This window comes from Streptomyces sp. NPDC051219, assembly GCF_040682335.1.
Taxonomy (GTDB): Bacteria; Actinomycetota; Actinomycetes; order Streptomycetales; family Streptomycetaceae; genus Streptomyces.
The window spans coordinates 1-13,709 of the sequence record NZ_JBFBAS010000034.1 but is presented as its reverse complement, the minus strand read 5'-3'; the positions used below and the strand labels follow the sequence as shown (position 1 = coordinate 13,709).

The 13,709-nt window shown below is 68.3% G+C and carries 4 protein-coding genes; 2 read left to right on the top strand and 2 right to left on the bottom strand.

What is annotated here, in order from left to right; all coding sequences use genetic code 11:
* Window positions 1–6: 6 nt before the first annotated feature.
* Window positions 7–765: a hypothetical protein gene (locus AB0M62_RS28310; RefSeq protein ID WP_366077128.1), complete on the top strand. Its 759-nt coding sequence runs from the start codon at window positions 7–9 to the stop codon at window positions 763–765.
* Between the two features lie 411 nt (window positions 766–1,176).
* Here AB0M62_RS28310 and AB0M62_RS28305 read toward each other — a convergent pair whose 3' ends face one another.
* Window positions 1,177–4,365, bottom strand: a complete 3,189-nt coding sequence (locus AB0M62_RS28305; RefSeq protein WP_366077127.1) for a DNRLRE domain-containing protein — start codon at window positions 4,363–4,365, stop codon at window positions 1,177–1,179.
* 558 nt (window positions 4,366–4,923) lie between these two features.
* Between AB0M62_RS28305 and AB0M62_RS28300 the strand changes: the two genes are divergently transcribed.
* Window positions 4,924–12,723 (top strand): ricin-type beta-trefoil lectin domain protein, encoded by a 7,800-nt coding sequence (locus tag AB0M62_RS28300; RefSeq protein ID WP_366077126.1) that lies wholly within the window; start codon window positions 4,924–4,926, stop codon window positions 12,721–12,723.
* Between the two features lie 602 nt (window positions 12,724–13,325).
* On the opposite strand, the gene AB0M62_RS28295 is transcribed toward AB0M62_RS28300, so the two are convergent.
* Entirely contained in the window at window positions 13,326–13,505 is a 180-nt protein-coding gene (locus AB0M62_RS28295) for a hypothetical protein (RefSeq protein ID WP_366077125.1), read from the bottom strand.
* Between the last annotated feature and the right edge of the window lie 204 nt (window positions 13,506–13,709).

Here is a 13,709-nt window from a genome sequence, read left to right as displayed (position 1 = left end):
CGGCACATGCACTTCGGATTCGCGGACGGCTTCGCCGTCGAATCGATCCCCCGGGGGCTTCACCTGGTCCCGAGGTACTCGGTCGGCGGGCACTTCGTGGTCGTCTCGCCCTACTTCGACCGGCACAGCCGGGAGTCGTTCCTGGGAGCCACGTTCGGCAGCATGGACTGGCTGACCGAGGACGACGACGAGTTTCGCTTCGACAAGCGGACGCGCGAGCTGGCGGGCGTGATGGTCGCGGTGCCGCAGGAGGCGGACGCGGAGTGGGACGGGGGCGCGTGGCTGCGGTTGCCGCGGGAGGCGGCAGGCGTGAGGGCCGCAGCGGCGGAGAACTTCTCCGCCCGCCCTACCACGGTGCGCTGGGTGGAGCACGGGGCGACGGCGCTTGTCTGCGCGTACCCCGAGTTCACCCGTGATGCCCGCGGTCTGCGGCGGCTGGGCGTCGCGCCCGGGTTCGACCTGGTGGCCGGGGACCGCGGTTACGCCGGCTGGATTCTGGAGAACCCGGCCGACTGTGTGGTGGATGCGTTTGAGCCGGCGCCGCAGGGCCCGGCACCGGAGGGCTTCCGGGAGGCGCTGGCCGAGTTCCTGGACCTGTTCGTGGAACCCCGCATCGAGCAGATGCAGGACGAGGACCCCGGTCTGAAGGTGCGGCTCGACGGCCTGCTGGAGCGGGCCTCCTCGTTGGACCCGGATCCGCGTCGCGATGCGCTGCGGGAGTGGCTGCTGCAGGTCCGTGAGGACTGGTACGGGATCCCCGCATAGGAGGCTCTCCGCCGACCGGGCCGCCCTCGGCGGTCCGGGAAGCCCGGCGTGGACATGGGGAGTCACATGTGGTGCATCTCGACGCTGAAGCCCGGAGCCGAGCTCACGCATTCGGCAGCATCGGATGTGTCCCGGCGGCACACGCAGCAGCGCAGACGTTGCTCGTTCATTCCCCTTGCGGGCCGTGGCGCAGGAAATGCCGGTCGGGTCGGAAATCTGGCTGTTCTCCTTCGATCCGGAGATGGAGCGGGCCTGGTCCGGCAGTGGTCCCGGGCGCTGAAGGCCGTTGAGGCGGGGACGCCCCCCACCTGTTGGGCGCAGGGCGCTGGGCTCTGCCGGCGCGGTGCCCCGCCCGGGTCCCGGTCGCCGCTGTTCAGGCACCCGGGATCTGGGCGGGGCAGGCAGGACGGCTCAGCCGAACGCCTTGATGTTCGTCCAGTCCACCGACAGGACGATCCTCACCGCAGCGTTGGTGTTGGTCGTGGACGGGTGGTAGATGCGCGTCTGCCCGTCCGATTTGAAGCGGGCCCACATGTCGGGGATCCGGTCGCCGTTGACGTCCGGGATGCCGATGACCGCTGAGATGTTCGCCTCGGTCCAGCTCGTTCCGTACTGGACGTCGCCGTCACGGGAGTTGGCCGCGGTGGTGAGCGAGTTGAGGTCGACGCTGCCGGCGACCGTGCCGGGCTTGCCGTGGCGGACGTACATGGTGCCGGCGTCCAGGTTGCGCCAGAGCAGGTCCGGCGTGCCGTCCAGGTCGATGTCCGCCACGTTGACTATCTCGCGGCGGGCCCAGGCGTCGGCGTTCATCTGGGTGGCCTGCTGGAAGGTCGCGCCGGTGTACCCGGTGAGCGCCCAGTAGGAGGTGCCGGCTCGCAGGAAGATGTCCGGGAGCTTGTCGCCGGTGACGTCGCCGACTGCCTTGATCTGTGTCCAGGTGGACGGGTCAGGTGCGTTGGAGGGCAGCCGGACCCGCAGCCGCTGGTCCACGTTGAAGCTGCCGTAGCCGTCGCCGGGGTAGAGCCAGAAGTTGCCGTCGGGGGTGCGGGCGAACAGGTCGGTGGTGCCGTCGCCGGGGTAGGTGTCCGAGTGCTTGGCGATGAGGGCGGCCTTCCCGGTGGCCGGGTCGTACCAGTGACCTGCCGGGTCGAGCTTGTTGCCGGTGCTGTAGGAGCCGGTGAGGGAGCCGTACAGATCGCCTTCCAGGCCGCCGGGGAGGGTCCGCAGGTTGCCGTTGGCGTCGATGACGATCAGGTCGGCGCGTCCGTCGCCGCCGGTGTCACCGGGCCCGTCGGCCGTGTCGCGGGGCGGCACGTAGAAGGCGTAGTCGGTGCGGACACTCCGGTTGCCGAACGTGTCGTAGGCGTACACGTGCAGATAGGTGGGACCGGAGTGCGGCGGCTGCAGGTCGGGCACGGTGAGGGTGCCGTTGGTGGCCGGCTTCTCCACCGGGTTGAGCCCCTCGAAGGCGTAGCTGAACTTGCTCGCGCCCTCGGAGGTGAACTTGATGGAACCGGTCTGGCCGAATTTCACCGTCGCCCAGGTCGCTCCGTCGGGGGTGGCCTCCTTGAACACGTCGCTCTCGACGTCCGGCTGCGGCGGGGCGGAGCCGTCGACGGTGATGCGGCAGGGTTCGGTGCCCGCGGGGAAGTAGCTGGACACGGCGCCGGCGGAGTCCTCGGCGCGCACGTCCCAGGAGTACGTGGCCTTGTCGTCCAGGGGGAAGGTGGTGGGGATCGTCAGCGTGGCCTTGCCGCTGCTGAGGTTGGTGACGAGGGTGCCCGCGGGGACCGTCCCGCCGGTCTTCCAGAAGCGGAAGCGCAGGCCCTTGAGGTTGCCGTCGAGGTCGGTGGCGGTCGCAGACAGGACGACGTTGGTCTTGCCGATCGTGCGGCCGGCGCCGGGGCCGACCACACAGGCGCCGCCGGGGGTCGTGCTGCCGCCGGTGGGCTCCTTGGGAGCGCGGTTGTAGTCCACCTCCAGCGTGGCGGAGGTGGCACGGAACTTGCGCCAGGTCTGGGTGTCGGACTCGCTGGTGGCCCGCATGCCGAGCGTGATGCTCGACCAGCCGCCGTCCGCGCCCTTCTGTGCCGCGTTCTTCACGTCGAACGCCACGTATTCGTCGGCGCACGCGCTGGACCAGCCGTGGGCGAAGGAGGCCTTGTCCTGGAGGGTGGACCAGCTCGGCTGCTTGTTCCAGGTGGTGCCGGAGGAGATGGCGCCGGTGAGCCAGAACTGGAACTCGCGGGAGGTGCAGGACCAGGAGTGGTTGTTCAGCACCTTGAAGGTCGCCCTGGTGACCGTGGCGCCCTCGAGGCTGCTGGAGTAGGCCATGCGCCAGAAGGAGCGGGCGGTGCCGTTGGTGTCGTTCTCGTGGCCGACGCGGGCGTCGGAGGTTCCGGAGCTGAAGTTGGTGCCGTTGTAGAAGCTGCTGTTGGGGTACGGCTTGTAGGCGACCGTCCATCCCTGCCAGCCGGTGTTGAGCGGCGGGTCGAGGAACACGGGGAAGCGGACGTCCTTGCCGGTGAGCAGACCGCTGGCGGCAGCGTCCAGGTGCAGGCGGGCGCTGCTGGTGCCGTCGCCGTCGAGACTGGTCGGCAGCGGGGCCTGGTGCGCTCCGGGCTCGATGCCGGACAGGCCGGAGAGCTTGAGCACGTCGGCGGTGGTGGCCACGGCGGTGCGGGGTGCGGTCTCGGGAGTCTCGGGGTCCCGGCCGGAGGAGTCCCAGCCGAAGGGGGTGGGGATCGAGGCGATCTCCGCGCCGCCGTCCTTGTCGAGGACCTGCACCCGGCCGGTGGTCTGGTCGTGGCGGAAGACCGCCGTCTTCGAACGCAGGCCGTACGTCACGGTCTTGAGAGCCTGCTGTGCGGCGGCCTCGCGCGTCTTGACGATGAGCAGTTGCCCGAAGCCGCCCTCCTCACGGGCGACGAGGAGCAGGTCCACACCGGGCAGCACCTCGGGGTAGAGGGCGCGAGGGCCGTCGAGCACCGGCTCCGGCAGGGTGCCGGGCCAGGTGTAGGCGACGGTGTGGCCGGCGAAATCGACCTCGGCGAGGACGGACTCACCGGCGGGAGCGTCCACGGCGCGCGGGGCGAGCGGGAGCCGCGCGTACGAGCGCTCCGCCCGGTCCTTGTCCTTGCGCGTTCCGGCGGGGCCGCCGCTGGAGAAGCGCACCGGGACAGGGGCGTTGGCGGGGCGTATGCCCAGGCCGCCGGGAGCGTCCTTGGTGCGCTTCAGCTTGGTGTCGATGGGCGCCCACTGGCCCTTGGCGTTCTTCGCGCGCTGCGGCAGGGGGCTGATCCGGCTGCGCAGCTGCCCGTTGGGCAGGGCCCACGTGAGCGTGGTGGCGGTGGTGGCTGTGTCCACGAGCACCTGCTTGCCGCTGCGGACGGCCTGGGCCATGGCGGCCGCCTCGTCGCGGGGGCCGGTGGCCGCCGGCGTGGCGTCAGTGGCCCTTCCTCTCTGCCCGAGAGGGTCGTCTCCTGGTTGCCACCAGGGCAGCAGGGCGGCGGTGAGTGCGGCCAGTAGAAGGCCAAGAGTGCAGGACAGCCTGGTGCGCGTGCGCACGAAAGGGCTGAGCAGGCGGGGCGGCGCGGACACGGCGGTCTACTCCCGTGGGGACCAGGCGGAATGGGGACAGCACAGACAGCCCCGTTCGGCGGGCCGCGGGGCTGAGAGTGCGCACACGATCGCACAGGCCTGGGGAGGTTCGTCCATAGACAAGAACTTCACTGATTCGTTACCGATGTGCAGAGAGTGAGAAGAGTGACGCCGGAGATTTCTGCATTTGATCTTTTCTGGCGGGGTGAAGTGACGGAAACGAGGCGTATTTCCTGATCTATCCGAATGATCGATAGTGACGTGCTCTGATCAACACTGTGCCGTGAGGCATGTCACTCCAATGTGCCTCCTGTCACCTTCCGTGATCTTGAGTGAAACGGCGGTCCTGACGCAGAGTGCCGACGCACGCGCCTCAACCGGCGCGTGCCGTTTGGTGTTTGCACACCTCTCTTCTCTTCCGTTCTCTTTTACTTTTTCGCGCCTGGGGAGTCGACGCGTATGCGTGCTGCAGGTCCGCTGTCCTGGCTGGGGCGTGGTCGCCTAGCCATGACAGAGTCAGTTCGCCGGCGACGGCGCCTTCGCCGCACGGCGATCGTCATGTTGCTGTCATCGACACTGACGGTGACGGCCCTGGCCGGGCAGGCCGGGGCCATTCCCGGCCCTGGCATGGAGCGCGAGGACACGCAGCTCGAACTGCCGGAGCTGCCGAAGAGCGAGACGGTCGACGAGGACGAGAACGCCGAGAAGAACCTGACCACGGCCGATGAGGTCCCGGTGGTCCCGTACGCGCCGGTGGCAGTCGCCCCCTGGCAGGCGGACATCGGCACGGCGGACCTGACCGGTGTTCAGCCGGGCGCCACCGTTCCCGTTTCCAACAACCTGCCGGTCGCACTCGGTGTACCCGAGGGCGGGGACCCGGCAGCCCTGGCCGGCCAGTGGAGCGTCGACCTCGCCGCTCCCACGGCCTCCCAGGACGCGGGCGTCTCCGGCCTGATCATGAGGGTCACGCCGCCCGCCACCGCGGACCCGGCGGCCGAGGTCGCGCTCAGCGTCGACACCACCGCCTTCGCCGACCTCTACGGTCCGCAGGCCGCGCTCCGTTTCGGCCTCGTGCTGCTGCCCGACTGCGTCATCGACTCGCCGGACACCGGCGACTGCGCCGCCGAAGGCGGCGTGGAGACCATGTCCGGCAGCCGTGACGGGGACACCTTCGAGCGGGTGTCCAGCAGTGTGAAGGTGGTGCCCGCGAAGAACGCGCCCACCCGCACGACCGCGGCAAAGAGCGCGCCCACCCGCAAGATCCTGTCCGGCGCGGTGCCGGTCGGTGATCTGCTCGGTGGTGCGGCGGCCGCGCCCAAGGCCAATGGTGCTTCGGTCCGCACGGCGGCGCTGCCCGCCGTCGACGCGGCGAGCCCGCGTGTGATCGGCGCGCTCGACACGGGTGCCTCGGCGGCCGGCGACTACTCCGCCACGCCGCTGCTGTCCTCGGGCTCCTGGTCCGCGGGTTCCTCCTCGGGCGCGTTCACCTACTCGTACCAGGTGCAGACGCCGGAGGTCGCGGGCGGCCTCGCGCCGAAGGTGGCCCTGTCGTACTCCTCGCAGTCCGTGGACGGCCGTACCTCCGCCACCAACAACCAGGCCTCCTGGATCGGTGACGGCTGGGACTACAACGCGGGCTCCATCACGCGTACGTACGCCAACTGCCGCCAGGACTCAAAGAAGGCGGGCTCGAACAACGCCACCCACCGCACCGCGGACCTGTGCTACGGCTCGGAGAACGCCACCCTCTCGCTGGGCGGCATGACCACCGAACTGGTCTGGGACGAGGCGAAGAACGCCTGGTTCACCGCGAACGGCGACGGCTCCAAGATCGAGCTGATCAAGAACACGGACCTGAAGAACGGTGACGCGGACGGCGAGTACTGGGTCGTCACCACCCGTGACGGCACCCGTTACCACTTCGGACGTCACCGCCTGCCCGGCTGGTCCGACAAGGGCACCACGGACACCGCCGACGACGACCCGACCACCAACTCCGTCCTGACCGTGCCGGTGTACGGCAACCACGCGGGCGAGCCCTGCTACAAGGCCGGCGACTGGGCGGGCTCGTACTGCACCCAGGCCTGGCGCTGGAGCCTGGACTACATCGAGGACGTCCAGGGCAACGCCATGTCCCTGTGGTGGGTGCGCGAGTCCAACTACTACGCCAGGAACTTCAACTTCAAGGCCCCGGTCTCGTACCACCGCGGTGGCTACCTCTCCCGCATCGACTACGGCCAGCGCAAGGACAGCCTGTTCACGGCCACCGCGCCGGCCCGCGTCAACTTCTCCGTCGAAGAGCGCTGCTACGACGAAGGCACGCTGACCTGCAGCGAGGCCAACTTCATCAACAAGGACCCCGGCAAGTACCGCATCTGGTACGACACCCCGGCGGACCTGCGCTGCGAGTCCGGCAAGAAGTGCTGGAACGCCGGCCCGTCCTTCTTCTCCCGCAAGCGCCTCGACAAGATCACCACGTCGGCGCAGCGGCGCACGGACACCTCCGCCCGCCAGGTGGTGGACGAGTACCAGCTCAAGCAGAAGTTCCCGGTCCTTCGGACCGGCCCCAACACCGCTCTCTGGCTGGAGTCGATCGCCCGTACCGGCTACGGCCGCAACGGCACGACCGACGCCAAGGCCGAGCTCAACGCGGTGCGCTTCGAGTCCAACGCCGAGGACATGCCCAACCGCGTCAAGCGGGGCGGCAGCGACCCGCGCCCCGGGTTCTCCCGGCTGCGCATCGGCCGTGTCATCAACGAGTACGGCGGCGAGACGGTCGTCACCTACAAGCCGCCCGTGGACGAATGCGCCACCGGTACCGGCCTGCCCGGCAAGACCGACACCGCCGCGTTGAAGTCGAACTCCCGCCTGTGCTACCCGGCGTTCTGGCACCCGGACCCGGACAAGGAGGACATCGACTGGTTCCACAAGTACGTGGTGGACACCATCGAGGAACTCCCCAACGTCGACGGCGCGTACAGCAGCCAGACCGCCTACGCGTACAAGAACGCCGGCTGGAAGCTCGCCGAGCAGGAGTTCACCAAGAAGTCCACGCGTACGTACTCCCAGTTCGCGGGCTTCGAGCAGACCACCGTCATCACCGGCTCGGACAACGCCGCCGTCGGCAGCAAGAAGTCCAAGGCCGTCACCCGCTACTTCCGCGGCATGGGTAACACCGTGTCCGTGAAGGACATCACCGGCGCCGAGATCGCCAAGGACGAGGAGCCCTTCGCCGGCCGTATCGCCGAGGAGCTCACCTACACCAACCCCGGCGACGCGGACACCGACTGGCTGACCCGCAGCGTCACGTTCCCCGACGCCACCGAGCTCGCCAATCGGGACCGCGGCGACGGCCTCACGGCCCTGCGCGCCTGGCGGGTCACCGAGCCCCGGACGGTCTCGTACACCAAGTCCTCCGGTACCGGCGACGACGCACGCACCGAACGCCTCGTCGAGACCAAGACGACGTACGAGCCGACCCATGGCCTGCCCACGCAGACCGAGTCCCTCGGCGACACCGGCAAGACGGGCGACGAGTCCTGCACGAAGCTCGAGTACGTCCACCACACCGGCAAGAACCTGATCGGTCTGACCAAGCAGGCACTCAGCTCTCCGACGAGCTGCGCGAACGCCGACTTCGCCAACCTGAAGACGCTGAGCTCCGCGATACGCACCGGCTATGACGGCCAGGCGTACGGAGCCGCCCTCGCCGACTCGACTCGGGGCCTGGCCACCGAGACGTGGTCGCTGAAGGCCGACGGCACCGGCTTCCAGTCCGACGGCACCACCGGCTTCGACGCCATCGGCCGTGTCGTCCGGTTCACCGACCCCGACCAGAAGTCCTCCACGATCGCCTACGACCCGCCCACCGGGCAGGCGTTCAAGATCACCGAGAAGAACTCCCTGCTGCACGAGCAGATCCAGGAGCTGGAGCCGGGCCGCGCCGTCGCCCTCAAGACCACGGACACCAACGGCCGGGTCAGCGAGGCGAAGTACGACCCGCTGGGCCGCCTCGTCGAGGCCTGGGGTCCCGGCCGCACTCCGTCGGCCACGGCCGTGCCCGACTTCAAGGCCGTGTACACGATCCCGAAGTACGACCCGGCCAATCCGGACCGGAAGCCCCCGTACGTCACCACCTCCACGCGCGGTTACGAGGACCGTGTCGAAACCTCTGTCACGCTCTACGACGGCATGGGACGTGAGCGGCAGAGCCAGGAGCAGGCCAACGGCGGCGGCCGTCTGATCACGGACACGCTGTACAACAGCTCCGGCGAGGTGTGGCAGACCAACAACGCCTACCACACCGAGGGTGCTCCGGACGGCGAGCTGTTCACGCCGCTCGCGGACACGACCGTGCCCAACGCCACCCGGTACACCTACGACGGACTCGGCCGCGTGGTCGAGGAGATGCCCGTCCTGCGCGGCACCGCCGCACCGGCCCGGGCGACCAAGTACGAGTACGGCCAGGACCACTCCACGGTGATCAACCCGTCGGGCGCGGCCTCCTACCGGCTGTACACCGACGCCCTCGGCCGCACCGCCCGTGTGGACACCTTCACCGACGCGGCCCGCACCACCGCTGCCGCCACCAAGATGCGGTACCAGTACGACGCGAGCGGCCAACTGGAGAAGGCCACCCACTCCGCCGACTCCAGCCGCCCCTGGTCCTGGACCTACGACCAGCGCGGCCGGATGGTGACCGCCACCGACCCTGACTCGGGCACCACGCGTACCACGTACGACCACCGTGACCGCCCTCTGACAGCCACGAATGCCCGCAACGTCACCGTCTGGAACGGCTACGACGAGCTGTCCCGGCCCAAGCAGCAGCGCCTGAACGACGCCAACGGCACCGTTCTCGCCGACTACACCTACGACACCGTCAGCGGCGGCAAGGGCCTTCCGGCCACCGCCACCCGCTACACCGACGGCCTGGCCTACACCCAGAAGGTCAACGGCTACACCGAGGACTACCAGCCCACCTCCACCACGCTGACCCTGCCGCAGTCCATCGCGGACACGTGGGGTCTGCCGGCCTCGTACACGCACGGCTACGCGTACAGCGACACCGGCATGCTGGAAGAGGCCACGCTGCCCGCCGTCGGCAAGTTCGCCGCCGAGAAGCTCGTGGTCCGCTACAACAAGGACGGCATGCCGCTGTCCCTGTCGGGCAAGGACTGGTACGGCGCCGAGACCGTCTACTCCCCGCACGGACAGGTGCTGCGCTCCACCCTGGGCGCACAGCCGTACCGGGTGTGGACGCAGAACTCGTACGACGAGGCCGGCGGCGAGCTCAAGGACCAGCAGGTCTACCGCGAGCAGACCGGGGACAAGACCCTCGTCGGCGGCAACCTCGTCTCCAAGCGCTCCTACGCGTACGACGATGCGGGCAACGTCACCGACATCCGTGAGCACTCCCTCGGCATCGAGGAGCGGCAGTGCTTCACTTACGACCCGCTCGGCCAGCTGAAGAACGCCTGGACCTCCAAGGACCAGGAGGCCTGCTCTGCGCCGAAGAACGCTGACGGCACCCTCAACGTGGCCGCCGGCAAGGACGCCTCCGGCTACTGGCAGGAGTACGAGTACGACCTGCTCGGCAACCGCAAGAAGCTGACCGAGAAGGACCTCACCGGCGACGCCGCCAAGGACGCCACCACCGACTACACCTACGGCAAGACCGACGGCAGCCAGCCGCGCACCCTGACGAAGGTGTCGAAGAAGTACGTCACCCCGGCCGGCGCGCAGGTCACCGCCGAGGCGAACCGTCTGTACGAGCTGACCGGTGAGACCAAGACCGTCACCTCGATCCAGAACGGTGACAAGCAGGAGCTGACCTGGACCTACGACGGCATGGTCGACCGGATCACCGGCCAGGGCAGCGGCGGCAAGACCCCGTACGTCGGCCTGGCGCAGAAGTGCTTCGACCTGAAGTCCGGCCTGCCGGCCGCCGGTCAGCCGATCCAGCTGTACGGCTGCAACGCCTCGGCCGCGCAGAACTTCTCCTTCACTCCGTCCCCCGGTCAGACGGACGGCAACCTGGGCGCCCTGTCCGTGTACGACACCTGGTGCCTCCAGCCGGCGGCCAGTACGGCCGGGTCGGCGGTCCAGGTGCAGAAGTGCAACGGGTCCACCGCCCAGCAGCTCAAGCGCATCGCGACCGGGCAGCTCATGCACGTCGCCTCGGGCATGTGCGTCGCGGTCAAGGACGCGGCTACCGCCAACGCCACGCCGATCGTGCTCGCGACCTGCGACGGAGCCTCCGCCGCCCAGCTGTGGGAGGCACAGAACGAGACCCGCCACATCTACGGGCCCGACGGCTCCCGCCTCCTGACCATCCAGGGCAAGCAGGCCACCCTGCACCTCGGTGAGACCGAGACCACCGTCCAGAAGGGCGGCGCCCTGGTCAACACCCAGCGCACCTACGCGGCCCCCGGCGGCGCGGTCATGCGCTACGCCTATGGCACCGGCTCGGAGACGTTGGTCGCCGTCGCCGGCGACCACCAGGGCAGCGCGTACACGGAGGTCGCCCTCAACGGCGGCATGTCGGCCCGCATCCGCAAGCAGGACCCGTTCGGCAACCAGCGCGGCGCAGCCACCACCGGCGTCAACCTGCAGACCCATAAGGGGTTCCTCGGCGCGACCCGCGACGACGCCTCCGGCTACACCCCGCTCGGCGCCCGCCTCTACGACCCGGCCGTCGGACGCTTCCTGTCCGCCGACCCGGTCCTCGACCTGGCGGACCCGCTGCAGTCCAACGGCTACGCCTACGCCCACAACAACCCGGTCACCCTGTCCGACCCGACGGGCCTGTCCGTGACGCTGACCGCCTCCGAGCGGGCCGCCGCCCTCGCGGGTGCGGGCCTCTCCCCGGCGCAGGTCGCGCAGGCCCAGGCCACCATGGGCAAGTCCCTCACCTCGGTGATCCTCGCCGCGGCCTGGGGGGTGCTGGCGGAGTTCATCGGCCTCAACGACGCCATGTCCTGCTTCGGCGGTGACATGTGGGCCTGCGGCAGTCTCATCATCGGTGCGATTCCATGGATGAAGCTCGGCAAGATCCCGTCCGTGCTGAAGGCCGTCGACCGCACCATCTCCGCCATCCAGGCATTCCGCACGGCCAAGAAGGCGGCCGAGGCCGTCCTCAAGGCCGCCAAGGCGGCCGAGCAGGCGGCACTCGCCGCCAAGAAGGCGGCCATCGAGAAAGCCAAGAAGGCAGCTCAAGCGGCAAAGAAGAAAGCCGCCGACAAGCTGAAAACGACCAGTAACAAGGCGGTCAACCACAGCAAGAAGACTGGTAATCCGGTTCAGAAACAGGCCCAGGCCAAGTCCAACCCGAAGGGCTCCTCCGCCTCCGGCACCCACGGCGGCAAGGGCTCGGGCGGCGGCGGCAAGAGCACGACCAAGCCCGGCGGCTCCTCCGGCGGCTCCTCGCGCAACAACGGCGGCAGCAGCGGAAGCGGCGGCTCCGGCAAGGCCGATGAGGGTTCTGGTTCCTGCCCGATCAACAACAGCTTCACACCCGGCACCAAGGTGCTCATGGCCGACGGCTCCACCAAGCCGATCGAGAAGGTCAAGCCCGGCGACAAGGTCAAGGCGACCGACCCGAAGACAGGCGAAACCCGTGTGGAGACGGTCACCGCCGCTATCAAGGGCGACGGCGTCAAGCACCTGGTGAAGGTCGCCATCGACACCGATGGTGAGCGCGGCTCGAAGACTGCCGAGGTCACCGCGACCGACGGCCACCCCTTCTGGGTTCCTGAGCTCAGCGAATGGATCGACGCCACCGACCTTCAGTCCGGCCAGTGGCTCCGGACCAGCGCCGGCACCCTCGTCCAGATCACGGCGATAGAGCGCTGGACCAACCAGCGGGCGACCGTCCACAACCTGACGGTGGCCAACCTCCACACGTACTATGTGCTCGCAGGCACCACCTCGGTCCTGGTGCATAACTGTGGTTGGAGCGAGCTCGCTGATTATCGTGCTCGGGAAGGAATGCCTGCCCGTGGCAGTTCGAGCGGGAATCCCGACGACGATACGTTCACTGCTGCGCGTCTCCAGGTAGGCGGGCAAGTCTTCTTCGGGCGGAACGCGCATGGCAGGCCGATAAATATCCGGGTTAACGCTCAGACGAAGACCCATGCTGAAGCGGATGTATTTCAGCAGGCGAAGGATGCGGGAGCGACTGGAACCCGAGCGGTCCTGCATGTGGACCGAGACTTCTGTAGGGCGTGTGGTGCGACAGGAGGAGTTGGTTCGTTGATGCGCGGCCTAGGTGTCGATGAATTGCTTGTCCATACGCCATCCGGAATGTTCACTATCAATGCAGTTCGACGACCGTCGACACCAAGACCGTTGGGGTAGACCGCTGTGATCAGGTTGGCAGGAGATAGTCGAGTCGGTTCCAAAACGCGAGACTGGGAAGTCGACAATCCCACACTGGAGCGGATCTCCGAATCGATTGTGGATCTCGATGGACATCGGCGCACCGAGACTTCCGTGACAGAGGATGATCCTTTTCGCTATCTTTCCATTGCGGGTGGACCCGACCTTTACCTGGTTACGGGAGAGTTGGAGGATGGAGAGATCCTTCAGCTAAAGGAACCTGACTCCGGTTCGCAGGAAGTGAGCCTCGTGTGCGGAGGGCAGCTGGGCGTCTTTGAGCGGTCTGACTTGGTGACACAAGAGCTAGCAATCAGAGCGGTCTCAGATTTCCTGAATGGCTTCCCTGGAGGACTCGGGGCCAGCTGGTCTGTGGAATAGAAACATTGCCGGGGAGTGCCTGGACGCACTCCCTGGCAATGTTTGTTGCGGGGCAGCTGGAGGGTTTGACGGCAACGGTGACGGCAACGTCAGCGGACGGCTGCTGTGGCGAGTGGGTCGTCACGGTGGTCGTCGGGCCGGCTGAGGGCGTCGCCGGGAGTCCCCGAGGACACAGCCGCAGAGACTCCCCGTGTTTGGCTCGGCTACGCCATGCTGTCGTCGTCGCCCTGACCGCGGATGGCGTCAACGTCCTCGCGGGCGAGTACGTGAACTCGGGCACCCCGACTGACGGCGATGCGGTGCACGGTGGCCAATGCCTCGGCGAGCTGAACCGCCAGCAGATGCAGTACAGGCCACCACGCCCAGCCCGCAACCCCAGCCAACGGCCATGGCGTACCGCCGAAGCGGTGTCTAGCTAGCTAGTCCCAGGTGATGTCTGACGTTCTGGTCCCAGGTGATGCTTGACGGTGGGCCTAGACAACATCGGAAACGTCTCGGGGTTTGTTCGCTTTGACGTTGCGGACCGGGACGTCGGTGGTGCGCTTGATGACCCGGACCTGGCCGTCCAGCTCGACGGTGATCGTCGA

Bases quoted from the DNA above. Each gene is read 5' to 3' on its own strand.
- AB0M62_RS28310 (WP_366077128.1), top strand. From the start codon at position 7: ATGCACTTCGGATTCGCGGACGGCTTCGCCGTCGAATCGATCCCCCGG.
- AB0M62_RS28300 (WP_366077126.1), top strand. From the start codon at position 4,924: ATGTTGCTGTCATCGACACTGACGGTGACGGCCCTGGCCGGGCAGGCC.